This is a genomic window from Flavobacterium daejeonense DSM 17708, assembly GCF_000425425.1.
Classification (GTDB): Bacteria; Bacteroidota; Bacteroidia; order Flavobacteriales; family Flavobacteriaceae; genus Flavobacterium; species Flavobacterium daejeonense.
In genome coordinates this window covers 201,375-225,587 of sequence record NZ_AUDK01000001.1, presented here as the reverse complement: position 1 = coordinate 225,587, position 24,213 = coordinate 201,375, and the positions used below count along the sequence as shown (strand labels likewise).

23 protein-coding genes and 2 tRNA genes are annotated in these 24,213 nt (G+C 35.5%); 10 read left to right on the top strand and 15 right to left on the bottom strand.

Features of this window, described 5'->3' with window-relative positions; all coding sequences use genetic code 11:
- Positions 1-7: 7 nt before the first annotated feature.
- Positions 8-439 (top strand): VOC family protein, encoded by a 432-nt coding sequence (locus H599_RS0100975; RefSeq protein ID WP_026712406.1) that lies wholly within the window; start codon positions 8-10, stop codon positions 437-439.
- A 5-nt stretch (positions 440-444) separates the two neighbouring features.
- The gene (locus tag H599_RS0100970) at positions 445-975 is read left to right on the top strand and encodes an SRPBCC family protein (protein ID WP_026712405.1); all 531 of its coding nucleotides are present in this window, start codon (positions 445-447) and stop codon (positions 973-975) included.
- Positions 976-1,111: 136 nt separating this feature from the next.
- On the opposite strand, the gene H599_RS0100965 is transcribed toward H599_RS0100970, so the two are convergent.
- Positions 1,112-2,638 (bottom strand): GH3 auxin-responsive promoter family protein, encoded by a 1,527-nt coding sequence (locus H599_RS0100965; protein ID WP_026712404.1) that lies wholly within the window; start codon positions 2,636-2,638, stop codon positions 1,112-1,114.
- 100 nt (positions 2,639-2,738) lie between these two features.
- Between H599_RS0100965 and H599_RS0100960 the strand changes: the two genes are divergently transcribed.
- Positions 2,739-3,533 (top strand): DUF2797 domain-containing protein, encoded by a 795-nt coding sequence (locus H599_RS0100960; RefSeq protein WP_026712403.1) that lies wholly within the window; start codon positions 2,739-2,741, stop codon positions 3,531-3,533.
- A 24-nt stretch (positions 3,534-3,557) separates the two neighbouring features.
- Here the strand turns inward: H599_RS0100960 and H599_RS0100955 are convergent, their stop codons facing one another.
- The 4 genes from H599_RS0100955 to sppA all read right to left on the bottom strand — a co-directional run bounded on the left by H599_RS0100955 (position 3,558) and on the right by sppA (position 9,106).
- Positions 3,558-3,917, bottom strand: coding sequence for a helix-turn-helix domain-containing protein (locus tag H599_RS0100955; protein WP_026712402.1), 360 nt, complete (start codon positions 3,915-3,917; stop codon positions 3,558-3,560).
- A gap of 2 nt (positions 3,918-3,919) precedes the next feature.
- Positions 3,920-4,249, bottom strand: a complete 330-nt coding sequence (locus tag H599_RS0100950) for a type II toxin-antitoxin system HigB family toxin (RefSeq protein WP_026712401.1) — start codon at positions 4,247-4,249, stop codon at positions 3,920-3,922.
- Between the two features lie 292 nt (positions 4,250-4,541).
- Positions 4,542-7,169: an AsmA family protein gene (locus H599_RS0100945; RefSeq protein WP_026712400.1), complete on the bottom strand. Its 2,628-nt coding sequence runs from the start codon at positions 7,167-7,169 to the stop codon at positions 4,542-4,544.
- Between the two features lie 176 nt (positions 7,170-7,345).
- Positions 7,346-9,106 carry a signal peptide peptidase SppA gene (sppA, locus tag H599_RS0100940; protein ID WP_026712399.1) on the bottom strand — a complete coding sequence of 587 codons (1,761 nt, stop codon included), beginning with the start codon at positions 9,104-9,106 and terminating at the stop codon, positions 7,346-7,348.
- Between the two features lie 124 nt (positions 9,107-9,230).
- On the opposite strand from sppA, the gene folK reads away from it, so the two are divergent.
- Positions 9,231-10,367 carry a 2-amino-4-hydroxy-6-hydroxymethyldihydropteridine diphosphokinase gene (gene folK, locus H599_RS0100935; protein WP_026712398.1) on the top strand — a complete coding sequence of 379 codons (1,137 nt, stop codon included), beginning with the start codon at positions 9,231-9,233 and terminating at the stop codon, positions 10,365-10,367.
- A gap of 2 nt (positions 10,368-10,369) precedes the next feature.
- Here the strand turns inward: folK and H599_RS0100930 are convergent, their stop codons facing one another.
- The 3 genes from H599_RS0100930 to H599_RS0100920 form a co-directional block, all read right to left on the bottom strand.
- A complete protein-coding gene (locus tag H599_RS0100930) occupies positions 10,370-12,502 on the bottom strand; it encodes an Ig-like domain-containing protein (RefSeq protein ID WP_026712397.1) in 2,133 nt (710 codons plus the stop codon).
- Positions 12,503-12,532: 30 nt separating this feature from the next.
- Positions 12,533-13,069 (bottom strand): RNA methyltransferase, encoded by a 537-nt coding sequence (locus tag H599_RS0100925; RefSeq protein WP_026712396.1) that lies wholly within the window; start codon positions 13,067-13,069, stop codon positions 12,533-12,535.
- Between the two features lie 85 nt (positions 13,070-13,154).
- Entirely contained in the window at positions 13,155-13,598 is a 444-nt protein-coding gene (locus tag H599_RS0100920; protein ID WP_026712395.1) for a DUF1573 domain-containing protein, read from the bottom strand.
- A gap of 163 nt (positions 13,599-13,761) precedes the next feature.
- On the opposite strand from H599_RS0100920, the gene mutS reads away from it, so the two are divergent.
- From mutS to H599_RS0100900, 4 genes are all read left to right on the top strand, one after another.
- Complete coding sequence (gene mutS, locus H599_RS0100915) at positions 13,762-16,368, top strand: DNA mismatch repair protein MutS (RefSeq protein ID WP_026712394.1); 2,607 nt, start codon at positions 13,762-13,764, stop codon at positions 16,366-16,368.
- A gap of 144 nt (positions 16,369-16,512) precedes the next feature.
- Positions 16,513-16,585 (top strand) — tRNA-Gly (locus H599_RS0100910).
- A 14-nt stretch (positions 16,586-16,599) separates the two neighbouring features.
- Positions 16,600-16,685 (top strand) — tRNA-Leu (locus H599_RS0100905).
- A 106-nt stretch (positions 16,686-16,791) separates the two neighbouring features.
- Complete coding sequence (locus H599_RS0100900; protein WP_026712393.1) at positions 16,792-17,139, top strand: DUF1508 domain-containing protein; 348 nt, start codon at positions 16,792-16,794, stop codon at positions 17,137-17,139.
- 89 nt (positions 17,140-17,228) lie between these two features.
- Here H599_RS0100900 and H599_RS0100895 read toward each other — a convergent pair whose 3' ends face one another.
- Together H599_RS0100895 and H599_RS0100890 are read right to left on the bottom strand one after the other, a co-directional pair.
- Entirely contained in the window at positions 17,229-17,432 is a 204-nt protein-coding gene (locus H599_RS0100895) for a PG1828 family lipoprotein (protein WP_026712392.1), read from the bottom strand.
- A 389-nt stretch (positions 17,433-17,821) separates the two neighbouring features.
- Positions 17,822-19,075 carry a 3-deoxy-D-manno-octulosonic acid transferase gene (locus tag H599_RS0100890; protein WP_026712391.1) on the bottom strand — a complete coding sequence of 418 codons (1,254 nt, stop codon included), beginning with the start codon at positions 19,073-19,075 and terminating at the stop codon, positions 17,822-17,824.
- Positions 19,076-19,229: 154 nt separating this feature from the next.
- Here H599_RS0100890 and H599_RS0100885 point away from each other — a divergent pair, with 154 nt between their 5' ends.
- Together H599_RS0100885 and H599_RS0100880 are read left to right on the top strand one after the other, a co-directional pair.
- Positions 19,230-20,363: a DegT/DnrJ/EryC1/StrS family aminotransferase gene (locus H599_RS0100885; RefSeq protein ID WP_026712390.1), complete on the top strand. Its 1,134-nt coding sequence runs from the start codon at positions 19,230-19,232 to the stop codon at positions 20,361-20,363.
- A gap of 2 nt (positions 20,364-20,365) precedes the next feature.
- Entirely contained in the window at positions 20,366-20,809 is a 444-nt protein-coding gene (locus H599_RS0100880; RefSeq protein WP_026712389.1) for a nuclear transport factor 2 family protein, read from the top strand.
- Positions 20,810-20,871: 62 nt separating this feature from the next.
- Here H599_RS0100880 and H599_RS0100875 read toward each other — a convergent pair whose 3' ends face one another.
- From H599_RS0100875 to H599_RS0100855, 5 genes are all read right to left on the bottom strand, one after another.
- A complete protein-coding gene (locus H599_RS0100875) occupies positions 20,872-21,123 on the bottom strand; it encodes a hypothetical protein (protein ID WP_026712388.1) in 252 nt (83 codons plus the stop codon).
- Positions 21,124-21,226: 103 nt separating this feature from the next.
- The gene (locus H599_RS0100870) at positions 21,227-21,610 is read right to left on the bottom strand and encodes a DUF3037 domain-containing protein (protein ID WP_026712387.1); all 384 of its coding nucleotides are present in this window, start codon (positions 21,608-21,610) and stop codon (positions 21,227-21,229) included.
- Positions 21,588-22,376 (bottom strand): HipA family kinase, encoded by a 789-nt coding sequence (locus tag H599_RS0100865; protein ID WP_035140968.1) that lies wholly within the window; start codon positions 22,374-22,376, stop codon positions 21,588-21,590. Before H599_RS0100865 ends, H599_RS0100870 begins: the two co-directional genes overlap by 23 nt.
- Before the next feature lie 163 nt (positions 22,377-22,539).
- Positions 22,540-23,412 carry an ACP S-malonyltransferase gene (gene fabD / locus H599_RS0100860; RefSeq protein WP_026712385.1) on the bottom strand — a complete coding sequence of 291 codons (873 nt, stop codon included), beginning with the start codon at positions 23,410-23,412 and terminating at the stop codon, positions 22,540-22,542.
- 201 nt (positions 23,413-23,613) lie between these two features.
- A complete protein-coding gene (locus tag H599_RS0100855; RefSeq protein ID WP_026712384.1) occupies positions 23,614-24,141 on the bottom strand; it encodes a YceI family protein in 528 nt (175 codons plus the stop codon).
- Positions 24,142-24,213: the final 72 nt, after the last annotated feature.

Sequence of the window (24,213 nt, the reverse complement as noted above, 5' to 3'; positions counted from 1 at the left end):
TCAAATTATGGCAACAATTAATCCGTATTTAATTTTTAATGGCAATTGCGAAGCAGCATTTTTATTTTATCAGTCGGTTTTTGGCGGAGAGATTCCGTATATCGGGAAATTCAAAGATATGCCGGCGGGAGACGGTTCGGGAAATTTATCAGAAGAAGATGCCAATCGAATTATGCACGTTTGTTTACCTATTGGTGATGTGGTGTTAATGGGTAGTGACAGTAATTCGACTAGTGGAGATGTGGTTTTTGGAAATAATTTTTCGGTATCTGTTAATGTGGAAAGCAAGGAAGAAGCGGATCGGATTTTTAACGGATTGTCGGCCGGAGGAAATGCTTATATGCCGATGAATGATACTTTTTGGGGTGCTTATTTTGGAATGTTTACCGATAAATTCGGGATCAACTGGATGGTGAATTTTGATAAAAACGAAAAGTAATAAGGATGAAAATAGTAAAGAAAATTATAGCTGTTTTTTTAGCTCTGATAGTATTGCTTCTGGTAGTGGCTTTGTTTATTCCAAAAGATTATACGGTTTCGGTTTCTGCAGTTATTAATGCCCCAAAAGCGGAAGTTTTTGATTATGTGAAATTGATTAAAAATCAGGAAAAATACAGTGTTTGGGTGATGCAGGATCCAAATGTTGTAATGAATTATGAGGGGACTGACGGAACGGTGGGTTTTAAAGCTTCCTGGAACAGTAAAGATGATAATGTGGGCGAAGGTTCGCAACAAATCACGGCTGTTACCGAGAGTCGAATGGATGTCGATTTGCATTTTGTCAGACCAATGGAGGGAGAAGCTAAAGCTGCTACTTTTGTAGAGGCTATTTCCGAAAATCAAACGAAAGTTACTAATGAATTCTATGGGCATTCCGATTATCCTATGAATTTAATGTCTGTTATTGGAAAGCAATTCATCACCGACGCACAAACGCAAAATTTGGCTAATTTGAAGAAGATTTTAGAAAAATAATTAGTTTTTTACGCCACTAATTCACGAATAAAATGTAAAAGAGACTATTCTTTTGCAATGTCACTAATATTTTAAAATTACTTTTCTTAGTGGAATTTTGATATTATATAAATTAGTGAATTCGTGGCTAAAATAATTAAATAATTACTTTCTCCTGCATGCTTTTCAACTGCTCCAGATAATCTCTTTGATTGGACAATCTTGGAATTTTATGCTGACCACCTAGTTTGTTATTGTCTTTTAGCCAATCATAAAACAAGTGTTCTCTGGCAACATTGATTACCAAAGGATTTAGTGTCATATTATTGTAACGTTTGGCTTCGTAATCGGAATTTAAAGTTTGTAAAGTTTCGTCCAAAACCTTTCTGAAAATATTCATGTCGGCGGGTTTTTTCTTGAATTCAATCATCCATTCGTGTGCGCCTTTTTCTTTGCCTTGCATAAATACAGGAGCTACGGTATAATCTTTAATCTCTGCTTTGGTGAGTTGGCAGGCTTTGTCTAAAGCCATATCGGTATTTTCGACCATCAATTCTTCACCAAAAACATTGATGTGATGTTTGGTTCTGCCGGTTACTCTGATTCGAAATGGATTTAAAGAAGTAAAACGAACGGTGTCGCCCACTAAATAACGGAACAAGCCGGAATTTGTAGTAATAACAACCGCATAGTTTTTATTTAATTCCACATCATTCAGGCGGATGGCTTTTTGATTTGTTGTGCCAAAAGTATCCATTGGAATAAATTCGTAAAAAATGCCGTAGTCCAGCATCAGCAATAAATCCGAGGAATGATTTAAATCCTGAATGGCAAAAAAGCCTTCGGAAGCGTTGTATATTTCGTAATATTTAAAATCTTTTTTAGGTAATAAGTTTTTGTACTGCTCGCGATACGGATTAAAACTTACCCCGCCATGAAAATAAACTTCCAGATTAGGCCAGACTTCTAATAAATTTCCTTTGCCGGTTTCTTCGAGCATTTTATTCATTAAAACCAACATCCAGGAAGGAACGCCGGCAAAACTGGTAACATTTTCTCTTTGGGTTTCGTTGATAATCGCCGCGATTTTAGATTCCCATTCGCTCATTAATGAAGTTTTATTGCTGGGAGTGCTGCTAAATTCGGCCCACATGGGCATATTTTCAATTAAAATTGCCGATAAATCACCAAAATAACTATTGTTGTCTTCATAAATTTGGGAGCTTCCTCCTAATCGTAAACTTTTGCCGGTAAAAAGTTCGGAGTTTTCATTGTTGCTCAGGTACAGGCACAATAAATCTTTACTGCCTTTGTAATGACAATCTTCGAGCGCTTCATAACTCACCGGAATGAATTTACTTTTAGCATTAGTGGTTCCGCTGGATTTGGCAAACCATTTTATGGGTGATTCCCAAAAAACATTTTGCTCGCCCTGACGGCTTCTTTCGATATAAGGTTGCAATTCTTCGTAAGTAGAAATCGGAATTCTTTCGGAAAAAGTAGCATAGGAATTTATCGAAGCATAATCGTATTTTTTGCCTAACTCCGTATTTTTTGCAGCCGAAATCAAATTTATAAGTAGTTCTTCCTGAACCTCGTTGGGGTATTTCAGGAAAAGTTCAATCTGGTGGATTCGTTGTTTTAAAACCCAGGAGGCAAATGAATTGATGAATTGTTTTGGCATTTTTTAAAAAAATAGGGTTATGAAATTTACTCCAGGAGTAATAACTTTACCAAAAATAGGAAAATTTACGAAATAGCAAACTTTTTAAAATTCAAACTTCATGCAATACGAAGGCGTGCTTACTAAAATGGAAACCGAATACGGAAAACCGATTCAATATTATTTGGTTTTTGAGAACAGTTTTTTGAATGTAAACCAACTTTTGGATAAAAATATCGAAATCAGTCTGGAAGGTTTTCAATGTTTGAATTGTGGTAAAAAGAAAAAAATATACCGTCAAGGATTTTGTTACGAATGTTTTTATTCCAGTGCTGCTGTGGGCGACTGGATTATGAAACCCGAATTGAGTACGGCGCATTTGGGAATTGAAGACCGTGATTTGGTTTATGAACAAAAAGTACAATTACAACCTCATATTGTGTATTTGGCTTTGTCGAGCGAAATAAAAGTAGGCGTAACGCGCAAAACACAGGTGCCTACACGATGGATTGATCAGGGAGCGACTCAGGCGATTGCAATTGTGGAGGTTCCGAATCGCTATTTAGCAGGAATTACCGAGGTAGCTTTGAAAGATCATTATGCGGATAAAACCAATTGGCGTAAAATGTTAACCAATGATATTGAAGCCGTAGATTTGGTTGCAGAAAGGATAAAATTGGAGCATTTAATTCCCACAGAAGTTCAGGAATATTTTTATTCGGAGAAAAATGATTTGTATCAGCTGGACTATCCCGTTTTGCAATATCCTGTGAAAGTAAAGAGTTTGAATTTAGATAAAATGCCAAATTTTCAGGGAAAATTAACCGGTATAAAAGGACAGTATTTGTTGTTTGAAGACGGAACTGTTTTTAATGTTCGCGGCTCGGAAGGATATATGGTGAGTATTAAGGTTTAATAATAAATTTATGAGTTTATAATTTTAACTCGCGTTATGCAGAAATACTTCGGCAGGAATTCTAAAATAGTTTTTTAGCTTTTGAGCCATTTTTAAAGTAATTTCTCTTTTTCCCGAAAGGATTGCTGAAACATGTCCCTTGCTTCCAATTATTGGTTCAAGATCTTTTGCTTTTATTCCCATTTCCTGCATTTTATATTTAATTACTTCTAAGGCATCGAGTTCAGGTAATTGATAATGTTTTTCGTCATAATCTTTAATCAAAACCATCAATAAATCCAATTCATCACTTTCAGCTGTATTGGGTTCAGCGTTGAAAATTTCCATCATTCGTATTGACGCCTTGTTGTAATCGTCTTCTGTTTTTAATACTTTCCAGTTCATAATTAAATCTTTTTATCTGTTAGGATTGTAGTGTCAAATACAATTGTTGCTACATTTATTTTGTCATATTCTTTGTGTGTTCCAAACCAAATTACATAACAGGCACTTTGTAGAAAATTAACCGAAATGACTAATCGAAAATCATTTCCTTTGATGTTGAAAACTACACGGTTGTTATTTACAATGCTTGCATTTCCATAAACTCTTTTGACTTCGTTGAAGTTTTTAAATTCCAATTTTGAAAATTCATTATACCAAATTAGTAATTGAGTTGCAGCAATTGGATACTTTTTGATGTAAAATAAAATAGTTTTCTTTACAAGGATTTTCATTGAACAAAGGTAATAAAAGTTTTCAATTTGCAAACATTTATTGGTGTTATGTTTTAAAATATTTGATATTTAACCCCATTGGGTGAAATTATTAAAAACGTCAGTTCGAGTGATTTTCTTCCGAAGCCTCGGGAGAAAATCACTCGAACTGACGAAAAATTATCATTAAAAACTAATTTCACCCAACGGGTTTGCTATTTAGATTGGTAGTTATAATTGTTGCTTTTGAAAAAATACAATCCGTCTCAAAATAGTACTTTGAGACGGATTGTTCGTTTAAAAAAGAGTATTGCTAATTTGTTTTTGTTGTATCAGTTACTTTTTTCTTTTTGTTGAAGAGATTATTAAGCAAATCAGTTGCTTTGGTTTTGACTTCTTCCTTGGCTTTTTGTTGCACTTCTTCTTTCGTTGTCGGAATTACCGTTTTAGTGGTGTCTCCGGCTTTTTTATTTTTGTTAATAATATCCGTCAGGGCAGCATTTCCTTTGCTGACTAATTTTTGTTTTTGTTGTTGAATCAATTGATTGGTCAAATTGGTCGCTGCTGCTTTTAAATCGGTGGTGATTTTAGGTTTGGAAAAACTTCCTGTTAGTATTGCATTTACCGGAATATTTTCGAGTTTTGCTGCATCGGCAGCTGATAATTTCGAAATCAAAGCATTGGCTTCGGTTCCTAAATATTTCGCAGGAACATTCAATTTGATATTGTAATTCATACTTTGGTCAAAACCATGGGTTCCGCCAATGGTAGCCTGAATATCCTGATATTTGATGTTAAAAGGTTTCACGCTCACTTTTCCGTCTTTGAAAGTAATGGCAGCTTTTAAATCATTTAAATTGATTTTGCTCATGTCTAAAAACTTGATGTTCGAAGTTAGAGCCGTCAATAAAGTCGAATTACTGGAATTGATTGTGGTAGAAAGAAACTGTCCTAATAAATCTCCGGTAATGGTTTTTAAGTCGGGCGTAAATTCTACGGCGTCCAGATTTCCATTTAATTTGATGGTCGAATTGATTTTTCCATTTACAATTCCGGCAATTGGAGCGAGTTTTTTCAACATGTCCAGCTGAGTGAACGATTGTGCAATATCAACCTGATTTAAACCTAAATCCATGTCGAAAGTTGGCGTTTTTTCTTTGGTAGAAACCGCTCCCGAAAGTCCAATCGAACCACCAAAAATGGAAGTTTTTACGTTTTCCATAGTTAGTTTTTCATCTTTAACGATTAATTTTCCTGAAACATTTTTTAACGTAAGATTGTCATACAAAACCGTATTGGCTTCGGCTGTTAGCGAACAATCTAAGAAAGCGGGGATTTTCATCGCTTCTGTTTTCTTTGTTTCTGTTTTAGGCGCTTCTTCTGTGGTCATGAAATCATCAACGGCTAATTGGTTGGAAGTTAAACTGAAATTTCCCTGTAAATTTTGATTCTTGAAAATATAACCGTAGAAATTTTCTAAAACTCCGGTAACGCTTAAATCACTTTTTCCGGTGGAAGCATCAAATTGTTTCAGGTTTACACGTGACGGATTGAAAGCAATTACCGCATTTTTAATATTTAACGATTTGCCGTTTTCATCGGTGTATTTGAATCCGGATAAGCTCATCGTTCCGGAATTATTGATGTTTTGGTATTGACTTTTTTCTACCGATTCCATGTCAAATTTGGTAGTAACATCGGCTTTCAGGATTCCACTCAGCGGTTTGTCTAATTTGACAGGATAGGCTTTTGAAAAATTGCCCAGATTGATGGTTCCTTTTAGCATGGCATCTACCAAAGCGTTTTGCGTGATGTTTTTAATATTCGCTTTGGCATTAAAAACATCCTGATCAATACGGAAAGAAAGTTTGTCCAGATTGACATAAGTATCGTTTAAAACTCCGGTTTGATTGATGATTTTAGTATCAATCACAATGTTTTGAACTGATTTTGGTAAATCAGGATATTGGAACGAAGCATTGTTAGAGGCGATTTCGATATTGAATTTTGGAACGGTAGTATCCGAATACAGTCCTTTGGCAAATCCCGCAACGGTAAAATCTCCGGTGGTTTTTACATTGTCTAAATTGGCCGCATAAGCCGCAGGAATGACTCCAAGGAAGTTTTTGAAGGAAGAAGTAGGAGTTTTGAATTTTAAATCGTATTCCTGACCGGCATCGACCAATTGAATGTAACCGTCAAATTCTAACGGTAACTGGTTGATTAAGGCTTTGTTTTCTTTGAAAGTATATTTGCTTTTTTCTAAATCGATTCCTAAAACAGCTTCTAATGTTAAGGCTACTTTATTCATGTAATTCACCTTGTCCATGTCCAGACTGATTTTAGCAGTTGAATGAGTATCTAAATCCAGTTTGGATGCGGAAAAATCTCCTTTCCCTTCGTGATTCAGGCTGTCGATAACCATTTTTATTTTGGAAGCTTCATCAAAATAACGGAATTGGAAATTCTCAATTTTGTATTGCTGAATGTTTAAAGCCAGCGGTTTGCTTTTGGAATTATCCGTTTCTTTGTCGTCTTTTAGGGCAATATCATAATTTCCAACGCCGTCTTTGTTAAAAATAATATTGATTAAACCGTCTTTAGAATTAATTCCGTCGATATTCATGGCTTCATTATCGCCTTTGAATAATTCTTTGACTGACATTTTTAAATTCAATTCGCCTAATGCAACTAAGGTGTCGCCTTCAAAAGGAGCTTTGTTGATGATGGTTAATTTTTCAACAGAAACAGTTGCATTCGGAAAGTTTTTGAATAAGCTCAAATCGGCATCGGCAAAATTCACTCTGGCATCTACTTTTTGATTAATGGCATCCAGAATCTTGGCTTTTATTTGATCTTTGAAGAAATAAGGAATGGCAAATAAGGAACCGGCAAATAGTAAAAGGATAATTCCGATAATTTTTAATGCTTTTTTTAACATGGCGTAGGAATTTAAATTTTATATGAGATGTTCTATTACAAAAATAATGCAATAGTGCTTAAGAAGTTTATAATATTTTCATAATATCTTACAGCTTCTTCAGTAGTTTTTGGAGATAAAAAAACCGTCTCAAATTATGTTTTGAGACGGTTTTTTTTGATGTCTATTTGAATCAATTAATAAATGCTAATTTGAAAGGGCATTAAAGCCTGAACACCTTTTCGGGACTGGAACTTTTTAATTTGTTGTAAAAGTTGGTAGTTTTCGTTTCCAATTTCTTCTTTGATAATGCTTGCTTTCGAATTAGCAAAAGGTATTTTAGAGAATACGTCCTCAAGGTCTTTTTCGTATTCCGGATAATTTTGGGTGCTGTAATTCTCAGTTTTTGATAAACGGGCAGCCTCGGCAATAGCAGCATTCAGTCCGCCAATTTTATCCACTAAACCAATTTTGAGCGCTTCAGTTCCTGACCAAACTCTTCCCTGAGCAATCGAATCAACCGTGGCAAAATTCATTTTTCTTCCCTGAGCAACATGACTCACAAAAGTTTTGTACACCTGCTCAATGCTTTCTAAAGTTACCGCTTTGAAATTTTCGTCCATTGGAACAAACGGGCTGTATTGGGCTGCATTTTCATGCGTTTTCACCTGTTCGATATTGATTCCGATTTTTTTTGTCAGCTGGCTGAAGTTGGGTAAAATTCCAAAAACACCGATGGAACCCGTGATGGTGTTTCTTTGTGCGAAAATCGTGTTGGCATTACAGGCAATATAATAACCGCCTGAAGCGGCATAATTTCCCATAGAAACTACAACTGGTTTGACTTTTTTGGTCAATTCGACTTCTCTCCAGATTAAATCGGAAGTCAGGGCATTTCCTCCCGGACTGTCAATTCGAAGTACAATAGCTTTAACATTTTTGTCTTTTCCGGCTTCCTGGAGCGAACGACGCATAGAACCTTCGCCAATAGTATTTACATCGCCTTCACCACTTTGGATTTCGCCCTGCGCATAAATAACCGCAATTTTATCTTCGCTTTCCGTCATTATAGCGGTCGAAATCATTTTGTGGGTATAATCGTTAATGGAGATTTTGTTGTATCCCTTTTTAGGATTTACTTGTAATATTTTTTTAATAGCGTCATGGTATTGGTCTTCATAAGCAATATAGTCAATCAGTTTTTCTCTTTTAGCCATTTCAGGAGTTCGGGCCAATAAACCACTAGCAATTTGGTTTAATCGGGCAACCGGAATATTTCTGCTTTTAGAAATGTCGGTAGCAACGGCATTCCAAACGGATTGTAACAAAGCGGCGGTTTGTTCCCGGTTAGCCTCACTCATTTTGTTTTCTAAGAATGGTTCAACGGCACTTTTGTATTTTCCGTGACGGATAACTTCCATTTTTACACCGGTTTTTTCCTGTAAATCTTTGTAGAACATGATTTCGGAAGATAGCCCTTTAAAGTCCATTTCACCCACAGGATTCAGGTAAATACTGTTGGCTACGGAATTTAAATAATATTCTTTTTGCGAATAACTATTGGCGTAGGCCATGACAAATTTGCCCGATTTTTTGAAATTTTCTAATGCATTTCTCAAATCTTTGCTTTGTGCCATTCCTAATTCAGACTCATTATTTAAAATCGAAATTCCTTTGATGTTGTCGTCAATCGAAGCCACATCGATAGCATTTATTACATCCGAAAGCCCAATGTTTTTTTCTTCTGAAAAAAAACTCATCCAGGGATCTTTGTATTTGCCGGCATAATCATATTTTACATCTTCGAGGTTTAATTCTAGAATAGAATTGTTTTTGACTGATGCTGTTTCGTCTTCTCCGCTAAACATAGTAGCGATGAAAATGATTCCGAAAAAAAACAACATTAAAAAAACAAACAAACCTACAACAGTAGCGATGACATTGCTTAAAAATTTCATAATATATATTCTTTGATTTTAGCACCTAAAGTATCTGAATATTGTTTTTTACAAAAAAAGGAAGCAGACACTAAGTGCAAAGATATTGCTATTTCTAAAATTCTTTAGTTAATTTGTGCTTAATATGAAAGCACAACATCAGGTTATTTTATCCATTGGGAGTAACCAGGGCAACCGACTCGAGGCAATAAAAAAATGTATTGCATTAATACATCAGGAAATTGGTACTGTTATTAAGGTTTCTAAAGTTTATGAAACCGCTGCCTGGGGATTTGACAGTGATGCTTTTTATAACTGTGCTTTGGTTTTGCATACGGATTTTCCGGCTGCCGAGGTGCTTTTAAAAGCCTTGACGGTGGAACAAAAATTGGGACGCATTCGCAAACATGATTCTGGTTATCAGTCCCGGATTATTGATATTGATGTGATTGCTTTTGATGAGGCTGTTATCGATACCGAAATGCTTCAGGTGCCGCATCCATTGATGCAGGATCGAAAGTTTGTGTTGTTTCCGTTTCAGGATTTAGAAACTCATTGGATTCATCCTGTTTTTCATAAAACGATTTCGGAGTTAATTGAGACTTGTTCGGATGAAGGTGAATGTGTGGCTGTGGCAAAATTGGAAAGTCCGTTGCAGCAATTTTCTTTCAGGCATTTAAAATACATTGCTTTTGAGGGAAATATTGGCGCCGGAAAATCAACTTTAGTCTCTAAAATAGCACAGGATTTTAAGGCTGAAACCCTATTTGAACGTTTTGCCGGGAATTCTTTTTTGGAGAAATTTTATAAAGATCAGGAACGTTACGCTTTTCCGCTTGAACTGTCTTTTTTGGTAGATCGATACCAACAACTTTCGGAAGATTTAGCAGCATTGAATTTGCAAAATAATTTCCTGGTAGCCGATTATCATGTTTTTAAATCGCTGATTTTTGCCAAAGTTACTTTGGAGAAAGACGAATATCAATTGTATAGAAATCTTTTTAATATTATTTATAAAGAAGTAGCAAAGCCTGATTTATACGTGTATTTGCTGCAAAATCCCGAGCGTTTATTAGCTAATATTAAAAAAAGAGGCAGGGAATATGAACAGGAAATTTCGGCTGAATATTTAGAAAAAATAAATAAAGCTTATTTGGATTATCTAAAACAACAAACCGATTTGAATATTTTGATTATCGATGTAACCCAAAGGGATTTTGTAAATAATCCTTCGGATTATCTTTTTGTTTTAGAGGAAATTCAGAAAAAAATTCAAAGCTGAAATTATCTTTTCAGTGAAAAATGACCACGGATTTCAGGGCTGTTTTCATCAATTTTCATGACATACCAATAATCATCTGCCGGGAGCATCGTTTGATGATAAGTTCCGTCCCAACTCAGATTTTGCGCATGTAAAATACTGATTAGTTTACCATAACGGTCAAAAATATGTACCGATGCTTTTGGGTAATAAATTAATCCGTTGATTTCCCAACGGTCGTTGTAAGAGTCATTGTTTGGAGTGAAAAACTTAGGAGGAATTAAAACAATAAATTCTTTACTATCCTGACCGCATGCTGTTATGTCTCTGATATAAGCCGTGTGTAAACCACTTGGGATATCAAAAAAAGCATTGGAAGTTTGAAAATTACCTTCGTCGATAGCATATTCAAAATAAGCATGTGTTTGTTTTGGAAAAATAACAACGGAGGCTTCTTTTACTTCAATGTAATCAATTTCAGGAAGCAAGTGTTCGGTTACGATAATGGTTTTAGTGCTGCTACAATTATTTTCGTTAGTAACGGTAACAGTATATGTTCCCGGAGTCGTAATAGTTATTTTTTGAGTATTTTCTCCTGTTGACCATAAATAACGCATACCTGAAAGTCCGGTATCTAATTCGCTGCTGCTTCCCTGGCAAAGTACTACTTCTTCATCATTAACAACAGGAAGCGGGTGGACTATAATATTTATTATTTCTCTAGTAGTCGAAATACAGCCGTTATTGTTAGCTTCGGCATAATAGCTCGTGTTTTGCTTAATAAGTGGGGTGTTAAATTGATTTCCGGTGGCTATAATACTCCCACCGTTTGGTTGATCATACCAGTTAACAATACCTAGGTCTGTAATTGCGTTTAAAGTGACTGTTCCGGTTTCGCATAGAGGAATGGTCGTTTTAGGAACACTAAGTGTGGGAATGTCGTTAATTGTTGCTGTTACAGCGACTCTGGAAGAAGAACAATCTGCTGCTTGCGCATAGTAGGTAGTTGTTGACGAGAGAATAGGTGTAGTGAAACTGTTTCCTGTATCTAAAAGAGTTCCGGCTGTTGGGGAATCGTACCAATTAACCACTCCTTTTAATGATGTAGCTTGTAAGCTGAGCGAACCACTCTGGCATCTTGAGGCCGGAGTAGTGCTTGTGATTTTAGTCATAGTGATGGTAGTGCTGGCTGAAAGCTGCAATACAGGATCACCTGGCATTCCTCCGTATTCTACAATATAACCTCTTGGGTAGTAATTGCCATTAGCTGTAGTTATAGGGTTGCCTGCTAATGGTAAATCATTCCATGTTCCAGGATTTCCTATAGCAGGGGAGGTTATGTGTGCATAATCTTCATTGTTTCCAGAGTCATTAGGTTCGTTTGGTGCATGCCAATTAGCAAAATTAAAAGGAGCTGTGGTTGTTCCATTGCTTTTTCCTCTCCAAAATATAGTTCCTGCTTCTGGTCCGGTAACCCATTTCCATAAACCTTCTGTTTCAGCATCGCTACCGCCTATCCATCCGGTTCCCGGTGCCTGAGCTCCGGCTAATTGTGCCTCATCTTTGGCGGTTAAAGTGGCTAAATACCCTTGTAGTCCATAATAAGTTCTTAAAGCTGCAGCATCTCTGGCTTCAGTCCATTTAATTCCTAATGCTGGAACATATTCGTAATAATGTCCATTTCTGGGTAGATAACTAAGATTTCCAATTCCTATACTGATAGAAAAACTCCTTGTTCCGCTTGGGGATGGAGATGAATTGTAGAATTCAACAGCTTCAATAGCCTCAACAAAGTCATCGTAAGAGATTAAACTTCCTGTAGGACTGAATAATTTTAATTTCCCTTCTGAGGCGTTAAAATAACTTGTAATTAAAGGATGAGTGCTGGCAAATAAATTATTTAGTTCTAGCAAATCCTGTCCGTTAACATAGCCGGAGGAAATTTGAACATAAATAGCATCTGTACTAGTATAAGACGGATCATGAGTGATAACTACGTTTTGAGCAATTTTTACATAGGATTGTGGACAATAGACGGCATCTCCTTCTGCGGTTATTGTTGTTGGAGGATCTATTAAGAATGTATTGTTGTTAGAGTAGGATTGATTTGTGAAAAATAATACTACGATTATAAAATGTAAAAAGCTGTTTTTCATGTTATAAAAGTATTATTTTTTTGAAAATAATTATTTTGACCAATGTATTTTCTGAAACAAATCCCAAACTACAATTCCGGCGCTAACTGAAATATTTAATGAATGTTTGGTTCCTAATTGCGGTATTTCAATACAGCCATCGCATACGGCTACGGCTTCCTGAGCTACTCCGTGTACTTCATTTCCAAAAACCAAGGCGTATTTTTGATTTTCTTTGACTTCAAAATTTTGTAAAAAGACAGCATTTTCAACCTGCTCGATAGCTAGTGTGAGAATTCCTTCTTGTTTTAAAGAAGCTATCGTATCTAATACATTTTCATTGTGTTCCCAGTTAACAGTTTCGGTTGCTCCTAAAGCCGTTTTGTGGATTTCTTTGTTAGGAGGTGTTGCGGTAATTCCGCACAAGTAGATTTTTTCGATTAAAAAAGCATCGGCGGTTCTAAAAACCGAACCGATATTGTGCAAACTGCGTACATCATCCAAAACTAAAATAAGAGGTGTTTTTTCTGATTTTTTAAAGTCTTCAATGGATTTGCGTTCCAATTCGCTGTTTTCTAGTTTTCTCATTTTTTTAATAATGGAATTTAGTCGAATAAAAAAAGCTTCCAATTGTAGCAAAGGAAGCTCTTTTAAGTATGATGTAATTTAAAAATTAGCTCTTTTTTTCATCATCAGGAAGCACAGTTCCTTTGATAGTTAAAGTTTTTGTAGGTTGTCCTTCCGCATTTGAAGTTACCGTAACAGTTTTTGTAAATTGCCCCACTCTGTCAGTAGCATATTTTACGCTAATTTTTCCTGTAGCACCCGGAGCAATAGGTTCTTTTGGCGTTGAAGGTACTGTACATCCGCATGAACCTACAGTATTTGTAATGATAAGTGGTTTGTTTCCGTTATTTGTAAAAACAAATTCACGTCTTCCGTCTGCATTATGAGCGATTGTTCCGTAATCAATAGTTTCTGTTTCAAAAACCATCCCAGCTCCGTTAACTTTTGCCATTTTAGTAGCTGTTGCTTTGATTTTTTTAGTAGTAGTTTGCGCTTTGGTAGTAGTGATTCCAAAAACAATTAATCCTGCAAGTAAAACTATTTTTTTCATTTTTTTGAAATTTAGATTTTGTACAACAAATCTAAAGAAAAAATCATGCCATTGGCTTAAATTTTCCTTAAAAATGTTTTTAATTTTTCAAGTGGTCGTTATTCGTTATAAAATTTTTAAATTCGCTTTCACATTTTTTTTAATTAATTAAATTCAAAATAAGTTGGCATCTAAAGAGAAAGCGGTTAAGGAAACTCCATTAATGAAGCAGTATAACGAGATTAAAAGAAAATATCCGGATGCCTGTTTGTTGTTTAGGGTTGGTGATTTTTATGAAACATTTGGAGATGACGCTATTCGTTCCGCCAAGATATTAGGAATAACATTAACTAAACGTGGGGCGGGTTCAGAAAACGAAACGGCTTTGGCCGGATTTCCACATCATTCGATTAATACTTATCTGCCAAAATTAGTAAAAGCCGGACTTCGTGTGGCGATTTGCGATCAGCTTGAAGATCCGAAAATGACTAAATCGATTGTAAAACGTGGTGTAACCGAGCTGGTAACTCCGGGAGTTTCCATGAATGATGAAGTTTTACAGTCAAAGGTGAATAATTTTTTGGCTTCGGTTTATTTTGGAAATAAAACCATAGGGATTTCATTTTTAGATGTTTCAACGGGTGAATTTTTGACCGCTCAGGGAAATGCGGAATACATTGATAAATTATTGCAGAATTTCAGTCCTTCTGAGGTTTTGATTCAAAAAAACAATAAAAACGATTTTAAGGGAAATTTTGGAGAAGATTTTCATTGTTTTTACCTCGAAGATTGGGTTTATAAGGAAGATTATGCTTTTGAAACTTTGACGAAACATTTTCAAACTATTTCTTTAAAAGGTTTTGGTATTGAGGATTTGAAAGAGGGAATTATTGCTTCGGGAGCTATTTTGTATTATTTGTCCGAAACACAGCATAATAAAGTGCAGCATATTACCTCTATTCAGCGTATTGCTGAAGATGCTTACGTTTGGATGGATCGATTTACAATCCGAAATCTGGAATTGTATCACAGTTACAATCCTAATGCGGTGACGCTTTTGGATGTGATTGATAAAACGCTTTCGCCAATGGGAGGACGTTTGTTAAAACGATGGCTGGCTTTGCCTTTGAAAGATATTAATAAGGTGAGAAGCCGTCATGAGGTGGTCGCTTATTTGAAAGAGAATCAGGAAGTGTTGCAAAAAATGCAATATCAAATCAAGCAAATTTCTGATTTAGAGCGTTTGATTTCTAAAATTGCCGCCGGAAAAGTCTCTCCACGTGAAGTGGTTTATTTAAAAGAGTCTTTGGATGCTATTATTCCAATAAAAAGTTTGGCTTTGGAAAGTCAGCAGGAAGCGGTTAAGATTATTGGAGATAACTTGCATAGTTGTGATTTGCTTCGCGAAAAAATCAAAGCAACCTTAAATCAGGATGCGCCGGTTGCGATTGCTAAAGGAAATGCAATTGCCAAAGGAGTGAATGAAGAATTGGATGAATTACGTGCTATTTCAACTTCCGGGAAAGAGTTTTTGGAAGGAATTGAAGCCAGAGAATCGGAGCGTACCGGAATTTCTTCGTTGAAAATATCATTCAATAATGTTTTTGGATATTATATCGAAGTAAGAAATACGCATAAAGATAAAGTGCCTGCCGAATGGATCAGAAAACAGACTTTGGTTAGTGCTGAGCGATATATTACCGAAGAATTAAAGGAATATGAAGCGAAAATTCTGGGAGCTGAGGAAAAAATCCATAAAATAGAAACCGAATTATTCGAACAATTAGTCGCCTGGATTGCAACTTATATCAAACCGGTTCAGTTGAACGCTAATTTGGTTGCACAATTGGATTGTTTGTGTTCTTTTACCCAATTAGCGATTGAAAATAAATATGTGTGTCCGGAACTGGATGAAACTTTTGAGTTGGATATTAAAAACGGACGTCATCCGGTGATTGAAAAACAACTGCCTGTTGGTGTTCCGTATATTGCGAATGATGTTTTCTTAGACCGGGAAACACAGCAGATCATTATGATTACCGGACCTAATATGTCGGGTAAGTCAGCTATTTTGCGTCAAACGGCTTTAATTGTACTGCTGGCGCAAATGGGAAGCTTTGTTCCGGCAGAAAGTGTTAAAATGGGTGTGGTGGATAAAATTTTTACCAGAGTAGGCGCGAGTGATAATATTTCGATGGGTGAATCTACTTTTATGGTCGAGATGAATGAAACGGCTTCGATTTTGAATAATATTTCAGAGAGAAGTTTGGTCTTGTTAGATGAAATTGGTCGTGGTACGAGTACGTATGACGGAATTTCGATTGCCTGGGCTATCGCCGAATTTTTGCATGAACATCCTTCGAAACCCAAAACCTTATTCGCTACACATTATCATGAATTGAACGAAATGAGCGAGTCTTTGAATCGTATTCAGAATTACAATGTTTCGGTCAAGGAATTAAAAGATAATGTGCTTTTTATTCGAAAATTAGTTAAAGGAGGAAGCGCGCATAGTTTTGGTATTCATGTGGCTAAGATGGCCGGAATGCCGCAATTAGTGATTGCTAAGGCGCAAAAAATACTAAAGAAGCTTGAAAAAGATCATTCAGGAGCTGCTTTGAATGGAATTAAGCCGGAAAAAGAAGAAATACAAATGAGTTTCTTTAATTTAGATGATCCTTTGTTAGAAGAGATAAAAGAAGAGATTCTGAATCTCGATATCAATTCGGTGACTCCGGTTGAGGCTTTAATGAAGCTGAATGAAATTAAAAGAATGCTGAGCAGAAAATAAATTTGTTTTTAAAACGAAGTAAATCAAAATCTTAGTTGATAGATTTGATTTTTTTTCTAAAAATTCTTGTGTAATCGGAAAAAGGTCTTAAATTTGCATCCGCAATACCGAATAAGTGTTGCGGTTCTTTTAAGAATTGTTAATGCGAAAATAGCTCAGTTGGTAGAGCGCGACCTTGCCAAGGTCGAGGTCGCGGGTTCGAGCCCCGTTTTTCGCTCAATATTGCATCATGCTCGGATGGTGAAATTGGTAGACACGCTGGACTTAAAATCCAGTGAACAGCAATGTTCGTGCGGGTTCAAGTCCCGCTCTGAGTACAAAGAAAGCTTCAAACGTTTGTTTGAAGCTTTTTTGTTTTATATTGGTTTTGTTTAAAAAAATAGGAAAGCATAAGTGTTTTTCTTTTTTCTGAGGGTAAGGAATATGGGGACTTTTGTTATTAGTAAAAGATTTAGCGGTGATTATAAGTTTGAGTTTGTTTCCAGAAAAGGGAAAACTATTTTTACGAGTAATGCTTATGAGTTGCGGATGGATTGTGAGGCGGATGCTGAATATTTGCTTTCTGTGCTGGAGACTTGTTCTTATGTGAAATTTAAAACCTCTAAAGGGAAGTTTTTTTTCAGAGTGGTTGTAGATAATAAAGTGATTGCCGTAAGTCGAAAATACAGTACGGAATTGATGGTGCAGAAAGGGATTGATGAGATTGTGAAATACGGTTCGAAGGCAGAGATATTGGATTTTGCTAATAATGGATTTGTGTTTCCGGAATAATTAAACTAATTCTTTTTGTTGGGAATTTATGGGTATAAAAAAAGCCGTTACATTGTAACGGCTTGATTTTTTTTACTGTAGTTTAGTAATTACTCAGCAGCAGGAGCTTCAGCAGCTGGAGCAGCAGCAGTATCAACAGCAACAGCAGCAGTATCAGCAGCAACAGCAGCAGTGTCAACAGCTTCTACAGCAGTTGTGTCAGCAGCAGCTTCCTCAGCAGGAGCTTCAGCTTTTTTACAAGATACAACAGATAATACAGCAACTACAGCTAAACTTAAAAATACTTTTTTCATCTTACTTTATTATAAAAGGTTAATTATTAATTCGAGGCAAAGATATAAAATTTTTGATATGTAAAATATTTTTTCATTTTTTTTTTTTTAAATATTATTCGATTATATTTTGCGGATAATTGGTCTAATTTAATGATTATATATTGCAGTTTAAATCACTTTGTTTTTTTAATAAATACTAAAAAAAGCTGTTTTTTAATGTTTTGATTTTAAATGTTTTATGGTTGTGTTTTCTTTTAGGAAGCCGTTTTTTGTGAATTTTCAAATCTAAGAATGTCTTTTTTGAGAAAACAGTTATTAAAAACCTTGATTTTTGAGATTTAGTTAGAAGGTTATAAAAGTTTTTTTCAAAAGGAAAAATAGAAAGAGGATAAGTTATTTCGGTTCGTTTAAAACTCGATTTTAGTATTTAGAGTTGCTATTTTTTCTAAAATCAGCGAAGTGGCGCCTTTATTTTTATTTACAAAGTTTTTACAAATACCACCTTTTTTCTTACAATGAGTTTCCTCTGTAATTAAGCTGTTGAAAATTTCGGATAATTCCTGATTGTTGTTGATGCTTGTACAGCCTTCAAGATTTACTAAATCGACAGCTTCTGCAAAATGCGAATAGTTAGGGCCGATAACGATGGGAACACCAAAAGTGGCTGGTTCTAATATATTGTGAACGCCCGGGTTTCCAAAACCGCCGCCTACGTAGGCAATGTTGGCATAGCTGTAAATTTTGGTCAAAATCCCGATGGTGTCAATGATAAAAACCTCAAAATCGGCTAAATTTTTATTTTCTTTTTCGCTAAAGAGAACTGTTTTCTTGTTGATGGTATTTTTTAATTTTTCAATTTGCTCACTTTTGATGTTGTGCGGAGCAATTATGAATTTGACTTTTTGTGTAGTAGTGTTTATGTAGTCAATAAGTAATTCTTCGTCTTTGGGCCAGGAGCTTCCAACAACGATAGTCGTTGTATTGTTTTTAAATGTAGAAATAAAATCTAAAGTGTTGTTTTTTTCTAAAATAGTGACAACCCTGTCAAAACGAGTATCGCCTGAAACAATGACATTGGTTTTGTTAAGTTGATTTAGTAGTTTTTTGGATAATTCATTTTGGACAAAAAAGAAAGTAAATGTGTTTAATGCATTGCGGTAAAATTGTCCGTACCATTTAAAGAACACTTGGTTTTCTCTAAAAATCCCCGAAATTAAATAAGTGGGAGTTTTTAATTTATGGAGTTCGTTGAGGTAATTTGGCCAATATTCATATTTAATAAAGAAAGCCATTTCCGGATGAACGAGTTTTAAGAATTTTTGAGCATTTTTTTTGGTGTCCAAAGGTAAATAAACAGTGGCATCGGTAATGGTATTGTTTTTACGAACTTCATAACCAGAAGGGGAAAAGAAAGTCAAAACAATTTTGTGGGAAGGATATTTTTCTTTGATTTTTTCAATAACCGGTAAACCTTGTTCGTATTCTCCTAAAGAGGCAGCGTGAAACCAGATGGTTTTATCGTTGCCGTTTATTTTTAGCGAAAGCGTCTTAAAAACTGTTTTTCTGCCGGCAACGAACAATTTTATTTTTGGGTTGAATAGCGCAACGAATTTTAGCAAAAGTGCGGTAATTGTAATGAGGATATTGTATAGAAAAAGCATTGGGAATTTTTTTGCGGCTAAAATACATTTTCTTTGGCTTAAAAACATTGGTTTGAAGTCAATAATAGCTATTTTTGTTTCCCTTTTGTGAAAGTTTAGTTGTTGATTAATAAGTGTAAAAACAACAACTTTCTAATTATTTAATACAGTTGAAATGAAGAAAATTCAAATGGTTGACTTAAAAAGTCAATACGATAAAATTGCTGCTACGGTTAACACTTCTATTCAGGAAGTTTTGGATAATACAGCTTATATTAATGGTCCTCAGGTGCATCAGTTTCAAAAATCTTTGGAAGATTATTTAGGAGTAAAACATGTGATTCCTTGTGCTAATGGTACCGATGCCTTGCAAATTGCGATGATGGGATTAGGTTTAAAACCGGGTGATGAGGTAATTACTGCCGATTTTACTTTTGCAGCTACTGTGGAGGTGATTGCTTTGTTGCAACTAACACCGGTTTTGGTAGATGTGGATGTGGATACCATGAATATTTCTTTAGAAAAAATTAAAGCTGCGATCACGCCTAAAACAAAAGCGATCGTTCCGGTACATTTATTCGGTCGCGCAGCTAATATGGACGAGATTATGGAACTGGCTACAGCGCATAATTTGTATGTTATCGAAGATAATGCGCAGGCTATTGGTGCGGATTATGTTTCTTTAAAAGGGACAAAAACTAAGGCAGGAACTATTGGTCATATAGGTGCGACTTCCTTTTTTCCGTCTAAAAATTTAGGCTGTTACGGTGATGGAGGTGCAATTTTTACGAATGACGATGCATTGGCACACATTATTCGCGGAATTGTCAATCACGGAATGTACGAGCGTTACCATCATGATGTGGTAGGGGTGAATTCAAGGTTAGACAGTGTTCAGGCTGCGGTTTTGAATGCTAAATTACCATTTTTGGATAATTATAACACTGCCCGTCGATTGGCTGCAAGCAAGTACAATGTGGCTTTAGGATCGCATCCAAATATTATTATTCCTTCTTTTGATGCAAATGAAAATAATCACGTTTTTCATCAATATACTTTGAGGATTATTGGTAAAGACAGAAACGGATTGATGCAACATTTATTAAATAAAGGAATTCCTTGTGCGATTTATTATCCAATTCCTTTGCATTCGCAAAAAGCTTATGCAGATGTTCGTTACAAAGAAGAAGATTTTCCGGTAACTAATCAATTGGTTCAGGAAGTGATTTCGTTGCCAATGCATACGGAATTAGACGATGAACAAATCCAATTTATAACTGATTCTGTTTTAGAATTTTTAAATCAATAAATATGAAAAAATCCTTGTTTGTTTTTGCGTTGTTTTTGATTTCTTTTTCAAATTGGGCCCAAAATGCTAGTATTGCTAAAGAAGAAAAAGTGGTCGCTGACAGAGTAGAAGCTTTGCGCAAAGCTTTAATCGATCCAACTGTTGAAGGTTTGAAATCCCTAACTTCAAAAGATTTAAGTTACGGACATTCCAGTGGTGTACTTCAGGATCAAAAAGTTTTCATTGAAAAATTACTCAATGGAGAATCGGATTTTGTGACGATAGAATTTCAAAATCAAAGCATTCAAATTACCGGAGATGTTGCTATTGTAAGACATAATCTGGCAGCACATACTAAAGATAGCGGTGTTGAAAAAGATATCAAAATTGGTAACGTACTGGTTTGGCAAAAGCAAAAAAACAAGTGGTTGCTCATAGCGAGACAGGCGTTTAAATTACCTCAGTAAAAAAAAGCTATAAAAGTAAAAATCCCAAACTACCAGACTGGTAATTTGGGATTTTTTTTGGATTATTTTTTAGAAGCTTCTTTTAATTGTTCTGCAGCTTTATCCATTTTTTCTGCTCCTTTTTCAAGGATTTTAGCTGTTTTTGATTGAGTAGAATCAATGGCAGTATCGACTTTTTTGCTCACAGTATCTATTTTTTGTTCAACTTCAGCTCCAACAGCCTCTTTAGCATCTTTAATTTTGTCTTTTGTTTTGTCCTGGCAGGAAGCCATTGCAATCAGCATACAAGCTGCTGCTAAAATTGTTTTTTTCATTTGTAGGATATTTGAGATTTGTATTTAAACCTTGTCTTTCAAATATAAATAAATCCTCTTAAACTTCCGCTTACGAGGAATGTATTTATAAAAACAATTCTTCTTATAAAACTAATTCAGAATATAATTTTTCAAAAGTCTGATCCAAATTGCTACTAAAACCCGAATGTGGTCTTGAAGTTTGTATACTGGAGCTTTTAACTGCTGTAAGCCATCTAAAACGCTCGTCTTTTTCTAATTGTGCAATTGGTCCTGCATTTTTTTTGCCTTCACAAATAGCCACAAAAGAATCTAAATTTGTTTTGAGTTGGTCCAAATCAAATTCATTGCAAAAAAGACGAATTTTTTTTGCTGGAATTTGATACTGAATACGTAAATATTTTTGACGTTTGCAGTAAAGCATCAATCCTACATTAATAAATTCTTCGCGTTCTACTTTAGGTACTACACGAATGACAGCATATTCATATAAGTGTTGTTCGTGCATCTTGAGCTTGTTTTAGAAATATTTCGGCGTTCTTTAAACGCATGCTTAAAAATTGAAAATAAACGGCTTTGATCTCTTCTGCCGTTAACATTTGATCTTCCCAGTGCAACCAGTCTTCCGGAATTTGATTGACAATTTCCTGTAAAACAGCGTCGTTTAATGCAGCGGTAAATTCCTGATGCGCTTCTTCAAGTCTGGAGGCTTTTGGCAATAAAACATGATCTTTAATCAAGGCAAAGGGAGTTTGCGTTGTTTTTTCCCAATTAATCCAGAAATGATGAAAATAAAAGGAAGCTCCATGGTCTATGATCCACAGTTCTTTTTTCCAAATTAAAAGATTGGTGTTTTTGAAAGTTCTGTCAACATTAGTGATGAAAGCATCTAGCCAAACAATTTTTGAAGCTAATAACGCCTCACAATCATTGGCCGCTGCATCATAAGTAATAGCACCTGATAAATAATGCAATCCCAAATTTAATCCCTGACTAAATTTTAATAAATCCTGAATTTCTTCATCCGCTTCCGTTCTTCCAAAAGCTTCATCCAGTTCGGCAAAAACTAATTCAGGTACCGGAAGCCCTAGAAATTTAGCGATTTGACCACCTAAGAATTCAGCAATTAAAGCTTTTACGCCATGACCGGCACCTCTGAATTTTAATACATATTTAAAGTCGTCATCAGCTTCGGCTAAGGCAGGTAAGGAACCACCTTCCCGGAGCGGTGTGATGTAACGGATAACGTTTACGGTTCGTAAATTTGAAATCATAAAAAGAAATTCTTAAAACAAAGATAGCTAAAATTCCAAAAGCTAATTTTGGAAGACAATTGTATGAAATAAAAATCCTCACAAACCTAAGTTGATGAGGATTCTCTATATAATTACTGAAATCTAATCCCGATAACTATCGGGACTGATGACTGAGTACTATTTAAGCATTGGCCGTAACCGCTTCTTTATTGATTTTTCCAATTAATCCGGTTAATACTTTTCCGGGACCAACTTCAGTAAATAATGTTGCTCCGTCAGCAATCATTTGTTGTACTGATTGTGTCCATTTTACAGGAGCAGTCAGTTGGATGATTAAGTTTTTCTTGATTTCAGCTGCATCCGAAACGGCGTTTGCGGTTACGTTTTGGTAAACCGGACAGATAGGAGTAGAGAAAGTTGTCGCTTCAATAGCAGCTGCCAATTCTTCTCTTGCAGGTTCCATCATTGGCGAGTGGAAAGCTCCTCCTACAGGTAATAACAAGGCACGTTTGGCTCCGGCTTCTTTCATTTTTTCGCAAGCCAATTCGACTGCTTTAAACTCTCCTGAAATTACTAATTGACCTGGACAGTTATAGTTGGCAGCAACTACAACTCCATCGATAGAAGCACAAACTTCTTCCACAACGTTATCTGCTAATCCTAAAACTGCAGCCATTGTTGATGGTGTAATTTCGCAGGCTTTTTGCATGGCTAAAGCTCTTTGGGAAACTAATTTTAATCCGTCTTCAAAAGACAAAGCGCCATTGGCAACTAAGGCTGAAAATTCTCCAAGAGAATGTCCGGCAACCATTTCAGGATTGAAATCTTCTAAGGTTTTAGCTAAGATTACCGAGTGCAAAAATACAGCAGGTTGGGTAACTTTAGTTTCTTTTAATTCTTCAGCAGTTCCTTCAAACATGATGTCTGTGATGCGGAAACCTAATATTTCGTTTGCTTTTTCAAACAATTCTTTAGCTAATGGAGAGTTTTCATATAAGTCTTTACCCATTCCTGTAAATTGAGCTCCCTGACCCGGAAATACGTATGCTTTCATATTTTTTTAATTTAAAAATTTGCCCTTCGACTGTGCTCAGGGTGACATTATTTAAAGATTGAAAATTAGTCAATCGGGATGCAAAAGTAATGTTTTTTTTAGGATTTTTTGAAAATCATAAATTTTGAGAAAAAGAAAACCACCTCACTCTTTGAAAAGTGAAGTGGTTTTTCGAATGAATCAATAAGGTTTGAAATCAATTTATAGTTTTACCAATTGCAATTCGATGCTCAATTTAACGTCTTCTCCCACTAAAACGCCTCCGGTTTCTAAAGCCGAATTCCAGTTTAATCCCCAGTTTTTACGATTTATTTTTCCGGAAATGTTCAATCCGGCTTTGGTGTTTCCCCAAGGATCTTTCATCAATCCGCTGAATTCAGCCGGAAGTGTAACTGATTTGGTTATTCCTCTCAAACTTAAATCGCCTGCAATTTCATAATCGTCACCGTTTTTAGTAAATGAAGTCGCTTTGAAAGTCAGTTTTGGATGGTTTTCAGCATCAAAAAAGTCACCACTTTTCAGGTGGTTGTCTCTGTCGGTATTATTGGTGCTAATCGAATCGATGTTGGCTTCAAATTCAATATTGGCATTCTCGAAGTTATCATCTTCTGTCGAAATAGTAGCTTCGTAATCGTTGAATTTTCCGGAAACATTAGTAAACATCATGTGTTTTACTTTAAAACCAATTTCTGAGTGTGTAGCGTCAATTGCCCATTTTGTAGTTGCCATAATTATATGTTTTTATTGTTGTTTTAATTTGATAAAACAAATTTACAGCGACACTATTATTGAAACACTTAA

Coding starts and splice junctions, on each gene's coding strand:
- H599_RS0100975 (WP_026712406.1), top strand. CDS start 8: ATGGCAACAATTAATCCGTATTTAATTTTTAATGGCAATTGCGAAGCA.
- H599_RS0100970 (WP_026712405.1), top strand. CDS start 445: ATGAAAATAGTAAAGAAAATTATAGCTGTTTTTTTAGCTCTGATAGTA.
- H599_RS0100965 (WP_026712404.1), bottom strand. CDS start 2,638: ATGCCAAAACAATTCATCAATTCATTTGCCTCCTGGGTTTTAAAACAA.
- H599_RS0100960 (WP_026712403.1), top strand. CDS start 2,739: ATGCAATACGAAGGCGTGCTTACTAAAATGGAAACCGAATACGGAAAA.
- H599_RS0100955 (WP_026712402.1), bottom strand. CDS start 3,917: ATGAACTGGAAAGTATTAAAAACAGAAGACGATTACAACAAGGCGTCA.
- H599_RS0100950 (WP_026712401.1), bottom strand. CDS start 4,249: ATGAAAATCCTTGTAAAGAAAACTATTTTATTTTACATCAAAAAGTAT.
- H599_RS0100945 (WP_026712400.1), bottom strand. CDS start 7,169: ATGTTAAAAAAAGCATTAAAAATTATCGGAATTATCCTTTTACTATTT.
- sppA (WP_026712399.1), bottom strand. CDS start 9,106: ATGAAATTTTTAAGCAATGTCATCGCTACTGTTGTAGGTTTGTTTGTT.
- folK (WP_026712398.1), top strand. CDS start 9,231: ATGAAAGCACAACATCAGGTTATTTTATCCATTGGGAGTAACCAGGGC.
- H599_RS0100930 (WP_026712397.1), bottom strand. CDS start 12,502: ATGAAAAACAGCTTTTTACATTTTATAATCGTAGTATTATTTTTCACA.
- H599_RS0100925 (WP_026712396.1), bottom strand. CDS start 13,069: ATGAGAAAACTAGAAAACAGCGAATTGGAACGCAAATCCATTGAAGAC.
- H599_RS0100920 (WP_026712395.1), bottom strand. CDS start 13,598: ATGAAAAAAATAGTTTTACTTGCAGGATTAATTGTTTTTGGAATCACT.
- H599_RS0100900 (WP_026712393.1), top strand. CDS start 16,792: ATGGGGACTTTTGTTATTAGTAAAAGATTTAGCGGTGATTATAAGTTT.
- H599_RS0100895 (WP_026712392.1), bottom strand. CDS start 17,432: ATGAAAAAAGTATTTTTAAGTTTAGCTGTAGTTGCTGTATTATCTGTT.
- H599_RS0100890 (WP_026712391.1), bottom strand. CDS start 19,075: ATGCTTTTTCTATACAATATCCTCATTACAATTACCGCACTTTTGCTA.
- H599_RS0100885 (WP_026712390.1), top strand. CDS start 19,230: ATGAAGAAAATTCAAATGGTTGACTTAAAAAGTCAATACGATAAAATT.
- H599_RS0100880 (WP_026712389.1), top strand. CDS start 20,366: ATGAAAAAATCCTTGTTTGTTTTTGCGTTGTTTTTGATTTCTTTTTCA.
- H599_RS0100875 (WP_026712388.1), bottom strand. CDS start 21,123: ATGAAAAAAACAATTTTAGCAGCAGCTTGTATGCTGATTGCAATGGCT.
- H599_RS0100870 (WP_026712387.1), bottom strand. CDS start 21,610: ATGCACGAACAACACTTATATGAATATGCTGTCATTCGTGTAGTACCT.
- H599_RS0100865 (WP_035140968.1), bottom strand. CDS start 22,376: ATGATTTCAAATTTACGAACCGTAAACGTTATCCGTTACATCACACCG.
- fabD (WP_026712385.1), bottom strand. CDS start 23,412: ATGAAAGCATACGTATTTCCGGGTCAGGGAGCTCAATTTACAGGAATG.
- H599_RS0100855 (WP_026712384.1), bottom strand. CDS start 24,141: ATGGCAACTACAAAATGGGCAATTGACGCTACACACTCAGAAATTGGT.